Origin of the sequence: Tissierella praeacuta, from assembly GCF_040396155.1 — a bacterium.
In the GTDB taxonomy this organism is placed as follows: domain Bacteria; phylum Bacillota; class Clostridia; order Tissierellales; family Tissierellaceae; genus Tissierella; species Tissierella praeacuta_A.
This window is the reverse complement of sequence record NZ_JBEBOY010000011.1, coordinates 65,484-82,329: the sequence shown is the minus strand read 5'-3', so window position 1 is coordinate 82,329 and position 16,846 is coordinate 65,484. Positions and strand designations below refer to the sequence as shown.

The window sequence follows — 16,846 nt, the reverse complement described above, 5'->3', positions numbered from 1 at the left end:
ACATAATATCTATTAAATTATAACATCATCTTGTCCATATGTCCATTTCCTAGATTTGTAAATAAAAAATAGACTTCAAATATACATCTGAAGTCCACTTTTAATTTCCGTAACTTAATTCTTCTCTATCCTTTAATAATAAATCTGCACAATAATTTATAATATCACTTCTTTTTATAATTCCTATAAATATTCCTTGGTCATCTACAACTGGAACAAAGTTCTGATTTTTTGCAAGCAAAATTAAATCTTCCATATTTGCACTTATTGATACTGTATTGCTCTGTGTATGTCTATAAACATCTTTTATTGGTATATTATTTGTGCCTTCAATTGTAAGTCCACTAGTATTTTTAAGTTTCCAAAGTAAATCGCCTTCAGTAATAGCACCAACGTATTTACCCTCTTTATCAATAAGTGGTATTGCCGTATATCTGTGGTGCTCCATTTTCTCTAAGGCCTGTCTCATAGTTGCGTTTATTACTTCATATACAATTTCACTTTTGGGTGTTAGAAAAAATGCTATATTCATATTAATTCCTTTCTTACTAAAATATTTATCATTACTTTCATTCACTATTTTATAACCTATATATACAATAGTCAAGTTAAGGTTGCATATAGATGAACTTTAAGGGGGTATGTTTCCAATGGTAATCCTTCTAACAAACTTTTCAATGCAACAAAAGATAGACTATATTTTTCATCTGGAATAAGTCATGTAGCCTCCCAGTAATTTGCATGATTTTCATCTGCCCATTTAATCCATGTTTCTATATCCAAATCTTCGATGCATTTTAGGTTGTTGAAACAATCAATTCTAATATTTATATATTAAAACATAGGCATTAAGATTGTATCTTAATGCCTATGTTTTTTCTTATTTTAAATTTTCAAATAAAAGTTTATGTCGTATTAATACATAAATTTCATTCTTCTTAGCTTGTGTTTCGATTTACAATTGATGATTTATTTATCGATTAGCATATACAATTTACTATTTAATCATGACCCTACTTTTTTATTAAAACCTAATAAATCCATTTGTAACATAAAAATATCATTTGCAGTTAGGTTATTGAGGCTACCTAACATAAATTGAGATTCACCGGCAGATTTAACGCTATCTCTACGAACATCTCCTCCTGCAATTATTGTAGGCACTCCATCACCAGTATGATCTCTTACTTCACAAGGTGTTGAATGGTCAGCTGTAAATGTAATATAACATTTGTTAAGGTCAATTTTCTTTAAGATATATCCAATAGCATTATCTACTTTTTCAATCATCTCTTTTTTTGCATGAGGAAGATTATCATGTCCTGCTAAATCTGTAGCTTTAACATGAATTCCAACCCAATCATATTTCTTTTCATTGAGAAGTTCAATTGCCATGTCAGCCTTGCCTATAAGATTGGTATCAAAACTTCCTGTAAAACTCTCATGACTAAAATAGTCAATATCTGCAAGTTTAGCAATACCGCCAACTGTTAAATCACCTGCAACAAAAGCAGCTTTTAGATTATAAAGTTCCTTAATAGATGGTATAAATTTCTTTTGCCCTGCACCTCTAGTTATCACAACATTTGCCATATTTAATCCTTCAGCTTGACGTCTTATATTCATAGGATGATCCTTTAAAATTTCATAAGATCGTTGTGTAAACTCCCATAAATTTCTTGCAGTCTTTTCCGCTTCAATGCTATCATCTAATGGATTTGGAATGACAAGTTTTCTTCCTTCTTCTGCAGTACCTGGATCAGTGCAAACTATTTTATCATTTAATCCATTACTTCTAAGAACAATTGCAACTCTATGCTCAGTAAGTTCTTTAGCAAATACCTGTGTGCCATCTGATAGTGTTAAACTATTAATAGCAGATGCTAGTTCTTTTGTTCCTTCTCTAATTCTACCAGCACGTCTGTCTATAACAGTGTAATCCTCAGCAACAGTTGCAAAATTACCTCTAAAAGCTATATCCCCTGGTAACAATTCCATCCCACCACTAAATGCTTCAATCGGACCTCTTCCAGAATATACTTCGTCACTGTCATATCCAAATATATGAAGATGACCAACATCAGTACCAACTCTTATGCCTGGGGATATTGGATATACATTTCCACACATACCATGGGAAACAAGAAAATCTAAATTTGGAGTGTTAGCACTCTCAAGGGGAGTAAGCCCATTTAATTCAGGATTAGGACGATCTCCTAGTCCATCCATTATAATTAATAAACCTTGTTTTTTTCTCATCTGCCCATCTCCTATCTTGAAATCTTAGTTTTTTTCTGTTCTTCCAACTCTTTAGCTTTTTTAAGCATATCCCTATTTTTATATAGGAAGAATACTGATATTAGAATTACAGCTATCCAAAGGATAATATTAAAAGCATTATTAGGTTTTATAATGTTAATGGAAAGCTTTACATCTTTACCTACTGAAAGCTTTTCAAATTCAAAAGCTCCATATTTTGTATTAGCTATAGAAAATATATTATAAGGTTCTTCTGGATCATATCCTACAATATTATATAGTTCATAATTTTCTGGAATAGCCATTTCTAAATCATATTTTCCAATTTCTACAGGTGTATTATTTACCATATTAAATGTAACCATCTTCACATTACCTGGAAATGTACCTTTTTGCTTAGACTCAGCTAATTCAAAAGTATTTTCTTGAGTTTGAGTTATAACAAACTCAACATTACTTTCCCTTTCTTTGAATCTCACAACATGATATTTAAGACTTCCATTTTCAACCACTTCAAAATTACCTGTAAGACTACCAGCTTTTACATCAATATTTGTAATTTCCGCATCTTTATATTTAGGAATAACCAATTCACCATTACTATTTGTAATACCTATAATTGTAGTAGTAATAATGCCATTATCTTCACTTGGAATAACAACATCTTTAATAGAATTTAATTCACCCACATTATCTGCATAAACAATTGTTGAAAATGACATCATTAAAACTAGTAAAAAAATCAATTTTTTCATATTATTTGCCTCCTTACACTATTCCGATTACTTTAAACCATGTGAATGATGCAACTAACATGATTCCGCACTTTGCAAGTAATACAAATATTCCATAAGACATTTGTTCAAGAACTGTAAAATTCCCTGTACTGTAATATAGTACATTAACCTTGCTATGAGGTGGTAATGTAATTGTATCAGCTATCATAAAGGATGCTGGAAGAGCCAAAGATACTGGATTAACCCCTGCAACTTTAGCAATGGCAACAATGGTTGGAATTAATATTATTGTTCTAACAGTTTTACTTGTAAATACAAAATGTGAGAAACTTGCTATAAATATTACAATGGCATAAAGGGTGAAAAAACTTAAATTTTCTACACTTAAACTTTTAAATATTGAGTTTAATGCCCAAGATGCAACTCCTGATGAGTCAAGAGCCAATCCACCAGCATAAGCTCCACAACTAAATACTAATAAATCCCATTTTATATTTGCTTCTTTCCACTCTAAAATACCTATATGAGGTAAGAAAAAAAGAATTGCTGAAGCAATAGCTACCATAACAAGACTTAGTTGGAATCCAAACAATTTAATGTGAACACTATCAATAGCCCACAATACGATAGTAATTGCAAATATAATTAAGGCCTTAATTTCAGCTTGATTCATCTTACCTAGACTTTTATATTCACTTTCAAGAGCTGCTGTTTTTTCAGCTGATGCTGATTTATTGTCAGTTTTAAACATTAATTTACCAATAAGATATGATGCAACTAATGTGGCTATAGTAATTGGTGCGCAAGCTATAAACCAATCCATCCACGAAATATCTGTACCTGTAAGATCTTTGATAAAACTAATAGCAAGGATTTGTGATGATGTTGCTGTTACAATAGCAGCAGTAGATAAATTATTGGATTGAATTCCTTGGAGAGCCAAAAGTTTACCAAAGTTTCTATCATTAATATTTTCATTATTTATTTCAAATACATCAATTATTAACATAACAATTGGTAATAACATAGCTGCTCTTGCTGTAGTAGAAGGAACAACAAAAGAAACTAAAAAATTAGTAATCATTAATACAATAAGTACTGAATTAGTGCTTTTCCCCAACTTTGTAATAAGAAATAAAGCAAGTCTTCTAGCAAGTCCACTTTTTTCCATGCCGGACGCAATTACAAATGCTGCAATCATTAACCATATAACTTCATAACCAAATACTCCTAAAACTTTTGATTCTGTCCATGCCCCTGTAACTGGTAAAAGGACTAGAACAATAAGTGAAGTTATGTAGTTTGGAATTCCATTTGAAATCCAAAGAATTAATGCAAATGCAAAGATGCCCATTGCCATCTTTCCAGTATAAGTTAACTCTGACGGTGTATTCATAGTCCAAATAAGTGCTAAGACAATTAGTGCAATTGGTACGCCAAAGTAAGCCATTCTTATCTCAAATGGACTTTTAATCTTTTTAACTTTAACACTTGTGCTCATAATTACTCTCTCCTTTACTAAGATATAATTCTCTCAAAAGTTAACTATTTGATGATTAAATCTTATCAGGAATATTAATAAATAGCCAATCACAATTAATTATTATAATAATAAATATAATTTATAATTTAAAAATAATATCATTTTCATAATATATATTTATGATTTACTTCAAAACATGAGTACAAATACATTAATCATTCATTTTATATTAAATATGATATATAATAAGATAAATAGTATTTATCAATAAATAAACTTGAAATATTGTTTTTGGAAATGTTAATATTATAATAAGGAGGAGAAAAATGGATTTAGATACTCTTCAGACATTTTTGCTTATTACAAAAAATAATAGCTTTACAAAAACCTCAGAAGAATTATTTTGCACACAAGCTGCAATTTCCATGAGAATTCGACGATTGGAGAATAATCTTGACTGTACTTTATTCGATCGGAGCTCTAAAAGTGCTAAGTTAACAAAAGAGGGTCAACTATTTTTGCCCTATGCCCAGCAGATAGTCAATACATATGCCAATGCTAAAGAACATTTGCTTCAATCAAAGTTAATGGAGCAATCGGAGATATCTTTTACTTCGTCTCATACACCTGGAATATATTTATTGCCTAATATAATATTTAAATTTCGTCAAAAGTACCCTTATATTACACTTATTAATAATGTTCAATACACAAAAAATGTAATCGGCAGTGTCCTAGATAAAACCTATTCTCTCGGAATAATATCTCAGCCATATTTTTCAGACACTCAAGATATAATATGCGAGCATATATTGGACGACCCCCTTGTAGTAGTTGTAAATAACAAACATCCATGGGCTACAAAGAAAAGGATATTTATCCATGAAATAAAAAAAGAAGTTTTTCTAATATCTAACCCCCATACCTCAATAATTTCCTACTTAGAGAAAATAGGAAATTATAAATTTGATCCCCAAAAAATATGTGTAGTTGGAAATATTGAAGCAATAAAACAAAGTATATATGATAATTTAGGAATTTCAGTTTTATCAGAAAGTGCAGTAAAACAGGAAATTAAATTAAATTTGCTTAGTCAAATTGAAATAGCTGATGATATAAAACTGATGCGTCATATATACTATTTAAAACGTAAAGATGAAAAGCTACCATTTTCAACAGAGTTATTTATTAAATTTGCAAACGAATTTATAGATTTAAAAAATAAAGATTCATTGGATTTAAACTAGGAGATTAATATATATTCCTAGTAAACATGAAAAAAAGAATTACATAAAGGAGTTGTAACAAATGACTATAGAAAGTGTAAAAAAACATATAGAAGAATCAAAACTAAAACTTGAAGTTATTGAAATGAATACTAGTACCGCAACAGTAGAATTAGCAGCCAAGGCCCTTGGAGTTGAACCAGCTAGAATAGCTAAAACTATGGCCTTGAGACTTAAAGATAGAGATATATTGATTGTGGCTAAGGGAGATGTAAAAATAGATAACAGGAAGTTTAAGGATTATTTTTCTGAGAAGGCTAAATTTATTAGTTCCGAAGATTTAGGGGCATCCACCGGACATCCTGTAGGAGGCGTATGTCCATTTGGGCTAATAAAACCCTTGGATATCTACTTAGATACATCATTAAAAGTATTTGACTATGTATATCCAGCAGGTGGAGAAATTAATACCTGTATAAGAATTGATGTAGATTATCTAGAAGAAGTTACAAAGGGAACTTGGATTGATGTTTGTAAATAATATAATGAAAAAAGGCTATGTTCTTCGATATCGAAGAACATAGCCTTTTTTTTCAATTAGCAAATCAAACTAGATAGAAAGCCTTTTATTTTATTAAACTCAATCTTTTATCTTCTTTAAATGATTTTCTAGAAGGATTTCCCTCAACTCTAAAAATTGTACCTTCTGTTAAATCATAGATTGATGACCAAACAGTATCAAGTCCTTGTTTACGGTCATATTGACACATAAATCCCATCTTTCCAGACAAAAGATTTTTTGTGAAATCTAAGGAATAATCTTGGTCATTTTTAAATGCATTTATTAAGGTTTCATATCGCTCATGAGAACGTGCATCGTCAGCACCATCAAATTGGTATTCCTTCATTTCCTCAGACACAAAATGATTAGTTGTAAAAACATAGTCCTTTCCCTGCTTAGGTTTCAATACAATAACTTTATCACAATTACATTCCACAATTGCAATATTTCCATCCTTATCTGCCAATGTAATTGTTTGCGGGGAAGCTATGGGAATTTCCTTTAATGCTGAAATAGCTTCATCTGTTGTTTTACATTTCTCTAAAATATATCTAACAAGAATTCCTGCATTAATTCCCGGCTTTATTTTTATAGGGTAAATAAAAGTCAAACCAACTGCTAATCTATGTTCATTTATACCATCTTCCATCTCTGTCCATGCAGTTGTATTGCCAATAAATGAGTAAACATTGTTAAGCCTATAATAGGCACTATCACATAATTTTTCTATACTAACAGCAAAATCACTATTTCGAGCAAAAATAGTCTTTCCCTTATGATTAAAAGCTAAACAAGAACATTTATTATCAAATACAAAGCAATACATAGTAAAAAGAAAATTTGCTATATCCATATAATCAATTTGTAATCCCTCTGCCATACCCTTTATTTCCTCAATTATTTCTGGATAAAACTTTTCGTAAATAGGCAGACATTTTGCTGCAAATTCTTTTCTCTCATAACTTATAGGTATGTTATTCATAGGATTTACTCCATTTTTATGCAATATATTTCCATAACGCAGTCCTGCTTCATAGTGACTACCTTTCCATCTTGAATGATACATAATTTCACTCTCCTATTTAAAATTTGAGAGTCAACGTTAACTCATACTATAAGCCTAATTGAATAAAATTTTTATGTCAAGAACTATATTAATATTGTTTTGTATTATTAATTACAGAAGAATAATATAAGCTTCATAGACTTAATAAAATTTTTTTAGTTAATTCAAAACTCCAATATTCTTCTATTAATATGTAATAGAATTGTGTTTTGCCAGCATATAAGTAATATATGATGAAAAAGAAATAAAAAATAAAAAATTAAATAATACTCTTAATATAGAAAAACTTGCCATGTAAAAAAGGCAAGCTTTATATTCATTATCACCTTATACAATTTATAAAACAAGTTCTAACTAATAGCTTCCATAGGTTGATAAAACTCTTGGGCATATTCGTTAAGTATACGGACTGTGTTTCTCATATCACTCTCTGTTGTATATGGATTAATTGCACAAATCCTTAAAACTTTTTTGCCATTTAACTCAGTAGTAAAGACCCCAGCATAGCCGTCATCAATAATAGCTTGAGATATTTTCTGATTTATTTCATCTGTTTGCTCTTCTGTTAATCCATATGGAGCAAAGCGAAAATTTACAATAGCAAGCTGTGCATGAGAGATGATTTCCCAATTTTTCCTTTTATTTAATTCATTTTCAGCCCACTCCGCAAGTTGAAATCCATGTTCTATTGCAGCACTAATAGCATCTGAGCCCATTACTTGAAGAGTTAGCCATAATTTCAGACCACGGGCTGGTCGTGTAAGTTCAATTCCCATATCTCCAAAGTTCACCTGATCTCCTTTGGCCTCTATATCTTTAAGATATTCTGGATTAGCATGGAAACTATTGAGCAAGTTTAATCTATCTTTTACTAAAACCATACCACAACTATAGGTTTGAAATAGCCACTTATGTGCATCCCAACTAACGCTATCTGCTAATTCAATGCCTTTAAGAAGATGCTTATATTTCTTTGTCAACAATACAGAGGCTCCATATGCCCCATCTACATGCATCCATATGCCGTAACTATTACATAAAGAAGCGATTTCTTGTAATGGATCAACACTACCTGTGTTAGTGGTTCCGGCACTTCCAATTACAACAAAAGGAACTAACCCATTGGATATATCAGATTCAATGGCAACTTTTAATTCTTTTATATCCATACGGAATTTGTTATCAGTGGGTATTTTCCTTATTCTAGCATTTGGAATCCCTATAATACGCAAACCCTTTGCTACAGAACTATGAGTTTGATCTGAAACATATGCTACACCTAAATGTTGAGTTTCCTCTTTTAATATCGTATCACGAGCAGCAGTTAATGCTGTCATATTTGCCATAGAACCTCCAGATACAAAAAGTCCTCCTGACTTCTCATCATAACCTACTTGAGCACATAGCCAACTAATCAATTCTTGTTCAATACAACTTGCTGCAGAGCTTGTTGCCCAGCTTGCGGCATGAATATTATAAGCTGATGTTATAACATCACCAAGCCAAGATAGCATAGATGCAGGTCCTGGAACAAATCCAAAAAACCTTGGATGATTTGAATCAGCTCTGTATTTGTAAATATCCTCCATCATTTCGGTTACTACCATATCTACAGAACGTCCCTTAGTTGGTATGTCTATCTCTCTGAGTTTTTCAACTTGACCTTCATTGGCTTTATTCATAATTTTTTTAGCCGCTAATCCTTGTTTTTCTGAGCAAAATATCTGAACAAAGTCTTCTACTGCATGCTGAACTTCATTATTTAATGTACTTTCTCGTCTATTCATCATATCGTCACCCTATTTTAACTAATATAGTTTGGAAATATCCAGTTAAAAGCTTGACATTTCTCATTACCTATAGTACCATATGGCTATGTATTTGTAAAATTCATAGTTTTCATAATATATATTAAAAATACTAATAGGTGATGAATATGGAGATAAGAAATATTGCAACTTTTTTAAAGATGGCGGCAACACTGAATTTTTCAAAGGCAGCAGAACAGCTTGGGTACTCTCAGTCCACCGTTACAATTCAAATACAGCAACTGGAAAGAGAACTTGGAACACAACTTTTTGAAAGAATCGGCAAACAAGTAAATTTAACGGAACAAGGAAAAGCTTTTGTTTTTCATGCCAATAAGATCATGAGAGTTATTAACTCTGCAAAGACTTTTGCCTCAAATGCTGATATCCCTACTGGCTCACTTCGCATCGGAGGTGTAGAATCTCTCTGTACAGCTATACTTCCCGACTTATTGCTGAAATTCCATAACCTTTGTCCACAGGTAGAGACTGTTATAAAAACTGCTACTACAAACGAATTAATAGAAATGATTAAATATAATGATATTGACCTACTCTTTACTTTGGATCAAAAAATATATGGTTCAGAGTGGATACGGGTTCTACAGCAAGATGAGGACATTGTTTTTGTGGCATCAAAAAATCACTCCTTTACATACGAAGAAAACACATATGGAGAAAAAATTAACCTACAAGCCCTTCTAAAAGAACCCTTTATATTGACAGAAAAAGGTGGAAGTTATCGCTATGAACTAGAAAAATTGTTAGCTGAAAAGGATATGGATATCAATCCTATATTAGAAATAGGAAATACTGAAACTATAATACACCTTCTAGAGAAAGGAATGGGCATTTCCTTTTTACCTTTATTTTCTGTAAAGAAAGCTATAAAACAAGGAACTTTATCTTTGATTCAAACAAATATCCCTAATATTCAAATGTGCAGTCAATTACTATATCATAAGGACAAATGGGTGACTCCTCAGATGCAGTTATTTATTTCAATAGTTCAAGACTTTTATAATATACCTATCTATGGCGGCTAGAAATTATTCTAGCTGTCATTTTCAATATAAAGCAAAAAAGATTTTAATCTAGTCTAAAAACATTTTTCCAAATTATATCATTAATTTCTTTTGTAAAAAACATAATATTTTATATTAAAATTTATCACCAAAACTAGTTATTTTACTGCATAACACAAAATGATTTTGGTAAATATAAAATTAAGATAATTAAATTATAGCTTTTATGAAATTCAATATTTATTATCAAATTAAAAAGTAAATCTTGTTTATAATGCACAAATTTATTTACATTCCTTAAGTTGAAAAGTGGATAACTTTATGCTAATATAAGTTTATATTTAAGTCCTTTAAATGATTATAGAAGATTATAAATCTAAATTAAATGTCTTGATTATTAGGATTCAAGATATTTTTTTATCTTAAATATAAAAAAATTGAATTTAGATGAATTTAAAGGCAATAATCTCACTACAAGGGTTATCACCTTAGCTATTATATTGATTCTATTAGGTTGTCTTATGGAAATTACTTTAAGGGAGGAACATTAAATTGCAGAAAAGTTGGAATACTATTTTTAAATATACATTGAATTTGGTTTTAGCCATATGTCTAGTTTTAGGCATGCCGATTTCCACGACGGCCATTTCTAATGAAACTGAAGGGAAAAAAGCCATTGTATTAATATTAGATGAAGTAAGTTTAGAAGAAATACTTAATAGTAATACTCCAAATATTAATCTATTATTAGAAAATGGTGCTATCGGTTTTATGAATACACGCGCAAAGTCCAGTTTATCCAATAGAGGAAGCACCTATCTTAGCTTAGGCATGGGCGTAAGAACTTTAGCATCAACTCAAGGCGGATTAGCTTTTGAAAGAAATAGAATTTATCCTGTGTCAGACTATGATCTATTATCAGAATATGTTACAGCTAGTGACCTTTATAAATTATATACAGGTAAAACCCCTCCTGATGGTGAGATAATAAATGTAGCTATTGGAGATATAGAGAGAACTGCCTTAGATATTACACCTAATAACCAAGTTGGACTTCTAGGTAGAATTGCTAAGGAAAAAGGTCTTGTAATTGGAGTAGCAGGAAATAGTGATTTAAATACACCATCCAGAGAAGTCACTATGTTAGCTATGGATGAAAACGGAGTGATACCTTTTGGTTCTATAGACTCTGATTTATTAAGTTCTGATTCTAATGTCTTAGGCGGAATCAGATTAAATCAGGAAAAATTATTAGAAGAAGTAGAACGTATTTTACCAAATGTTGATATGCTATTTATAGATTATGGGGATACTGCAAGAATACAAAAAACTGATAGATTGACTATTGATCCTATTAGAAAAGAACAAAAAATTAAAGCCATTGAGCGAGCAGATTCATTCCTTGGTAAGGTTATTAATAAAGTTGATTTAGGAAAAACATTATTTATGGTAATAACCCCTAATCCTTCAAGAGAATCTTCTAATCAAGGAAATTTTGCTTTAACTCCTGTTATTATGTCAGGCACTAATACTGAAAAGGGATTGTTAACTTCAAGTACAACTCGTAGGGAAGGATTGGTCACTAATTTTGATTTTGGACCTACTCTCCTTAATTTTTTTGGTATTACTGAATATAAAAGCTTTATTGGAGAGCCAATGCAAACAGTAAGTAATGAAAATCCTGTAGAAATTTTACTTAACAATCAATCTCAATTTTTATATTTAAGAAAGTATCGAAGTGTTTTTCACTGGTCCTTTATTATTTTAGTAGGTATAGCTTTAGTCGGATTTTACTTGCCTAGATTTACAAAGTGGAAAGGTTTACCTCATAAGATTCTTAATTATCTAAGTCTGACAATAATGGCAGTACCATTAACAATGATGACTGTTTCACTATTTGGGTATAAGTCCATAATTTTTGACATTCTTTATGTTTTTGGTGGTGCTTTTATTATAACCTATGTTTTAAATAAAATCTTTAGAAAGAATTTAATAACCATAGCTATTCTAGGATTGGCAACCAGTATATTGCTGCTAATAGATATTTATTTTGTACAAAAATTGATGATTATTTCTCCTTTAGGATCTGATGCTATTGCAGGTGGTAGGTTTTACGGTATAGGTAATGACTATATGGGCATATTATTAGGCTCTACTTTATTAGGATTCTTTACATTATTTCATTTATATAAAATTAATAAGTCTATTATGGCTGCACTTATGACTTCTTATATGTGTTTAATCATAGTATCCCTTAGCCCTTTCTTCGGAGCTAATATGGGTGGAACATTATCAGCCATGTTAATTACTTTATTAACTTTATTGACAGTTTTGGATAAAAAGTTTTCATTTAAAAAGGTAGCCATAATAGTTATTGGGGTTCTTGTGGGAATCATTCTATTAGCTGGATTAGATGCTTTATTCAATCCAAATCCTACTCATGCTGGAAAAGCATTGGAATCTTTAATAACAGGTGGCTTTAGTAAATTCTTTGAAATAATTAACTCAAAGCTTCGCCAAGTATTTTGGAATTTACTCCATGCTTCATGGAATATTATCCTGTTTTTACAAATCATTTTAACAGTTTTATTATATAGACATAAAAAGGACATTTTAAAGAAAATCCGTAAAAACTATAGAAACATATCTAAAGGATTTATTGTAATTTTACTAGGGGCAGTAGCTATCTTCTCATTTAATGATACAGGTACCATAGCCGCAGCTCTGATACTAATTTACTTATTTATACCTTTAGGAATGTTAGCAAATGACATAGTGTAATCTTAATAATATTAAAAGGTTCGTATCTTCTCTTATATCGATACGAACCTTTTAATATCTACACTTTTATCAAATGTAGTATCCTATAATTCTAACATTCTAATGGTAGAATTTTTTATTTTGCTCTTTATAACAAATTTCATAGTAAAAATCTATTTTATTTAGATTAGTATATTTCATTAAATAATATAAAAGACACATCTTTTTTAGATGTATCAAGATAAAATTTAAGTCATGAGAATGATAACTTGCTAACTCTTATTAATATCCTCATTTAAAGAACATTTCTTATATTATTTATAAACCCTTTTCACCTAATATCTTTTCAAATTTTTTCTCTGAAAGTATTTCATTTGTAATGAATTCCCCATTATAAAACAGACTATAGGTAGTGAAAGGAGATGGAGCATTTTGTGCCTCTTCTGCTGTTTTAAGGCAAATACTTCTAAATAATACGGACCTTTCTCTAGCTAAATTTTCTATTAGTGGAACATATTTATCTGTATAGGGGCATTGATTAGTATAGTACAAAACAAAACCTTTTCCCTCACTATCTGATTTATTTATATGACTTTTAAACTGTGGTTTTAGCATATCTTTATCAAAGGGTAAATACATCAGTTCATAATAAGGAACTGCTGTATCAACTGATATAAATCCTTTATAGCTTAGATACTTATAATCAGAAAGAAATGGTCTTTTCTTTTTTGATGATAAAATAACAAGTCCATTTTTATCTTTATTCTTACTATCTCTTATACATTCTTCTAGAAGTAAATTGGATAATCCTCGTCCCTTTAATTTTCCCGACACCCACAAGCAATTAATATACATATATCCATCGGCATCAATGGGTGCCCACGCCTTTTCTGCAGGAATATATTCAATAAAACACTTTCCAAGGACATCACATTTCTTAAAAATAAGACCATCATCAAATCTTTCTGAAAGCCATTGTTTTTTTGATATTACTTGAGGATCGTTATTATTTGCTATGCCACAGCAAATGTGTTCCTTTTCTAAATTGTCTTTTGTAATAGTTATAATGTTCATATGTTCACCTACTCTTACCTATTTACTATGTTATAGATTTTATCTTAGTCCAATATAAATATCAATATCAGCATTATCAAAATCACTATTTAAATATTCTTCAAAATCACCTGTAAAACTACGATTTAAATTCATCCTCCAAATTTCCTCCCAAGCCTTTCCTACTGCCTTTTCCATATTGCCATGTACAGAAAACTTTGCATATTTTCCAGCAGGAATAATTTTTACATTTAACTTATCATTTTCTGCCTTTGAAACTTCATTACCTACAGTTACGCAATACTTATCCCTCTGGTAATCAGAGTATAAACCAATAGCATATTCATTTTTCTTGTTTTTTATAGTTTCATTTATATTATCACCATATAGTTTTTGCCAAAGTCCCCCAATAACTTCTCTCATTTTAGGATCGCTATTACTTGTAACTGCACTAATTCCTACAACTATTTTTTTCTCTAAATTTACAATTTCATAATTCATTTAAATAAACCTCCATATATATTTTATATATCTATTATATATGGTGTAATATGACAACTGTATGTCATATTATAAAAAAGCACCAAGATTTTTTATTAATCTCGGCGCATTATATATCTGCAACCCTATTAAATTCTATATTGTTCCATAGCATCTTCTACACATATCTCAAAACTCTCTGAAGCTCCCCAGTCAAAACGTAATAGTCCTTTACCTCCACCTCCAGATATGGAATGTACTTTTGTGATACCTTCCATATTATCAATTATTACTGTAAGGGTAAGTCTATTTCCTGCTCTATAATAATGCTTTTCATAAACAGAAACAATACATATCCTACCATTTTCACCATGTACTACATGAGAATCTATAAGCTCTCCTGTAATACTTCCATCTACAATTTCATTATTAATAATTTCAGCAGCTTGTTCAGGGTCAATATTCACTCGTAAGTCCAACGCCATATTTAACACCTCCCAAGATTTATTTAATTTTTATTTTTATTTTTTATAATCTGTTTATCAATTATTTATTCTAATTATATAAGATATGAAATCTAGACATTAGTCATTTTATTTCTTTATAATTAAAGTTTTCTATAAATAAGTATTTATAAGTATTATATAATATCCTGTGAATTCGTGATATAGCAAATCTCATCTATTATTCTAATTAATATAAATCTAAAATTTATCTCTTAGTATTTTTAAAAAACTAAGTTCACTATCTTAATATTTTTCAGAAAAGCCTCTCTTTATTATTTAAAAATAGAAAACCATATACTAAAATAAAAAAGATGGAGTTTGGTTAAACTTCATCCCTTTTATACCATACATCATTATTTATTTTATACTTTGAGGAACTTCTGTTATATTTCTTTCTTCAACGTATAATTTTATACTATCTTCAAAAATATTATTGTACTCTCTTAGCTTTTCTTCTGCTTCTTCATTTGAATTGAATTGACCTAATTCATATAAATAAGTTCCTTTACTATCCTTCAATACTCTAAGGTCTTCTATTTCAAATAATATTTCTTCAAGAATAGCAAACTCCTCTCCTCTTTCATAAGAACCAGTTCTAATTGAATATACGTTTTGTTCTGAAACTCTTTCTATATCTTTTGAAATTTGTACTTTTAAATAAGCTGGATTCTTGTATTCCTCTATTTTAAAATCAACTGGCTGATTAAATACTATATTAAATCTTTGTGCAGAATCATCTAATGTCATTAGTTCATAAACATCTTCAATATATTTACTCTTTTTTAGTTCTTCAAAATATTCTCTAGCTGAAAAACCCCTTGCACCAGATATAGAAAATGTCATTGTAAAAGGTGATTTCTTATAATCCACATTAAAAGATGGTGCTATTTCTTGATTTTCTTCATCAAATCCACTGAAATTTATTGTAATAATATCATAATCTTTTTCTTGATTTAGAGATATAGTATTTACATTAATTCCATCGGTTATTTCACCACCTTGAGAACTTCCATTATTAAATTGAAGTATATTAACTAATGTTCCTAAGACAGGAACTTTTTCAAGACTATTTGCAAATGAAGGTGAAATATTTACACTCAAAGTAAATATACCAACTGCTGCAGCTACTGATATAACACCATTAATTATTTTTTTCTTATTCTTATTTTTATTCATGTAATTCTTCCCCCTTAATATTGAATTGCTAATTGTATCATCTAAAGCATCTGGTATTTTTATATCTGAATAAACCTTTTTTAAATCATCAGTGCTATTCTTCAAACTCTTCGCCCTCCTTAAGTTCTATTTTTAGAATTTCAATCGCTTTATAAAGTCGAGTTTTTACTGTACTTAAAGGAAGATTTAGAATTTCAGCTATCTCCTTCAATTTCAAATCCTGAGAGTACCTTAGTACTACTACAGCCTTATAGTTATAATCCAACTTTTCTAAGGCCTCTTCCAAATCTATATTTTCTAAAACATCATTATTTTTATAATGAACATTTTCTATAATTTCATTATCCAAATATAAAACTTTTTTAGATTTATTTATAAAATTTATTGAACAGTTGATTACTATACGAACAAGCCATGTATTAAAATATTCTGGTTGCTTTAATTTACCTATTCCTATATAGGCTTTATATACTGCATCTCCTACTATATCAAGTGCATCTTGTTCGTTATGCACATAACTATAGGCAATTCTATATAAATTTTCTTTTTTGCTATTTACAAGAATACCGAAACTTTCATCATCTCCTTTAATAGCTTTAAGAACTAATTTTTCCAGCAGAACCTCCTCCTTACAAATAAAATATGAGCTCATTTTTATTATTCATCTATTAGACAACTATATATTCGAAAAAGTTTTATTAAAAT

General features: G+C 29.8%; 15 protein-coding genes. 4 read left to right on the top strand and 11 right to left on the bottom strand.

The window, feature by feature from the left end:
• Positions 1-100 precede the first annotated feature (100 nt).
• The 4 genes from ABWP20_RS07725 to ABWP20_RS07710 all read right to left on the bottom strand — a co-directional run bounded on the left by ABWP20_RS07725 (position 101) and on the right by ABWP20_RS07710 (position 4,497).
• On the bottom strand, positions 101-577 hold the full coding sequence (locus ABWP20_RS07725) for a CBS domain-containing protein (RefSeq protein ID WP_353095213.1): 477 nt from the start codon (positions 575-577) through the stop codon (positions 101-103).
• Positions 578-1,005: 428 nt separating this feature from the next.
• Positions 1,006-2,259: a 2,3-bisphosphoglycerate-independent phosphoglycerate mutase gene (gene apgM / locus ABWP20_RS07720; RefSeq protein WP_353095212.1), complete on the bottom strand. Its 1,254-nt coding sequence runs from the start codon at positions 2,257-2,259 to the stop codon at positions 1,006-1,008.
• Positions 2,260-2,270: 11 nt separating this feature from the next.
• Positions 2,271-3,014, bottom strand: a complete 744-nt coding sequence (locus tag ABWP20_RS07715; RefSeq protein WP_353095211.1) for a hypothetical protein — start codon at positions 3,012-3,014, stop codon at positions 2,271-2,273.
• A 13-nt stretch (positions 3,015-3,027) separates the two neighbouring features.
• The gene (locus ABWP20_RS07710; protein WP_353095210.1) at positions 3,028-4,497 is read right to left on the bottom strand and encodes an SLC13 family permease; all 1,470 of its coding nucleotides are present in this window, start codon (positions 4,495-4,497) and stop codon (positions 3,028-3,030) included.
• 308 nt (positions 4,498-4,805) lie between these two features.
• Here ABWP20_RS07710 and ABWP20_RS07705 point away from each other — a divergent pair, with 308 nt between their 5' ends.
• Together ABWP20_RS07705 and ABWP20_RS07700 are read left to right on the top strand one after the other, a co-directional pair.
• A complete protein-coding gene (locus ABWP20_RS07705) occupies positions 4,806-5,726 on the top strand; it encodes a LysR substrate-binding domain-containing protein (protein ID WP_353095209.1) in 921 nt (306 codons plus the stop codon).
• A 61-nt stretch (positions 5,727-5,787) separates the two neighbouring features.
• Positions 5,788-6,246, top strand: a complete 459-nt coding sequence (locus ABWP20_RS07700) for a YbaK/EbsC family protein (protein ID WP_353095208.1) — start codon at positions 5,788-5,790, stop codon at positions 6,244-6,246.
• A gap of 85 nt (positions 6,247-6,331) precedes the next feature.
• On the opposite strand, the gene ABWP20_RS07695 is transcribed toward ABWP20_RS07700, so the two are convergent.
• Positions 6,332-7,333 (bottom strand): C45 family autoproteolytic acyltransferase/hydrolase, encoded by a 1,002-nt coding sequence (locus tag ABWP20_RS07695; RefSeq protein ID WP_353095207.1) that lies wholly within the window; start codon positions 7,331-7,333, stop codon positions 6,332-6,334.
• A gap of 350 nt (positions 7,334-7,683) precedes the next feature.
• The gene (locus ABWP20_RS07690; RefSeq protein ID WP_353095206.1) at positions 7,684-9,123 is read right to left on the bottom strand and encodes a pyridoxal phosphate-dependent decarboxylase family protein; all 1,440 of its coding nucleotides are present in this window, start codon (positions 9,121-9,123) and stop codon (positions 7,684-7,686) included.
• Between the two features lie 146 nt (positions 9,124-9,269).
• Between ABWP20_RS07690 and ABWP20_RS07685 the strand changes: the two genes are divergently transcribed.
• Positions 9,270-10,187 carry a LysR family transcriptional regulator gene (locus ABWP20_RS07685; protein ID WP_353095205.1) on the top strand — a complete coding sequence of 306 codons (918 nt, stop codon included), beginning with the start codon at positions 9,270-9,272 and terminating at the stop codon, positions 10,185-10,187.
• A 531-nt stretch (positions 10,188-10,718) separates the two neighbouring features.
• Complete coding sequence (locus ABWP20_RS07680) at positions 10,719-12,947, top strand: hypothetical protein (protein ID WP_353095204.1); 2,229 nt, start codon at positions 10,719-10,721, stop codon at positions 12,945-12,947.
• 297 nt (positions 12,948-13,244) lie between these two features.
• Here the strand turns inward: ABWP20_RS07680 and ABWP20_RS07675 are convergent, their stop codons facing one another.
• From ABWP20_RS07675 to ABWP20_RS07655, 5 genes are all read right to left on the bottom strand, one after another.
• Positions 13,245-14,000, bottom strand: a complete 756-nt coding sequence (locus ABWP20_RS07675; RefSeq protein ID WP_353095203.1) for a YoaP domain-containing protein — start codon at positions 13,998-14,000, stop codon at positions 13,245-13,247.
• 39 nt (positions 14,001-14,039) lie between these two features.
• Positions 14,040-14,480, bottom strand: a complete 441-nt coding sequence (locus ABWP20_RS07670; RefSeq protein ID WP_353095202.1) for a GyrI-like domain-containing protein — start codon at positions 14,478-14,480, stop codon at positions 14,040-14,042.
• A gap of 128 nt (positions 14,481-14,608) precedes the next feature.
• Positions 14,609-14,944, bottom strand: a complete 336-nt coding sequence (locus tag ABWP20_RS07665; protein WP_353095201.1) for a DUF6054 family protein — start codon at positions 14,942-14,944, stop codon at positions 14,609-14,611.
• A gap of 378 nt (positions 14,945-15,322) precedes the next feature.
• Entirely contained in the window at positions 15,323-16,246 is a 924-nt protein-coding gene (locus ABWP20_RS07660) for a DUF4179 domain-containing protein (RefSeq protein ID WP_353095200.1), read from the bottom strand.
• Positions 16,236-16,793 (bottom strand): sigma-70 family RNA polymerase sigma factor, encoded by a 558-nt coding sequence (locus ABWP20_RS07655; protein ID WP_353095199.1) that lies wholly within the window; start codon positions 16,791-16,793, stop codon positions 16,236-16,238. Before ABWP20_RS07655 ends, ABWP20_RS07660 begins: the two co-directional genes overlap by 11 nt.
• Between the last annotated feature and the right edge of the window lie 53 nt (positions 16,794-16,846).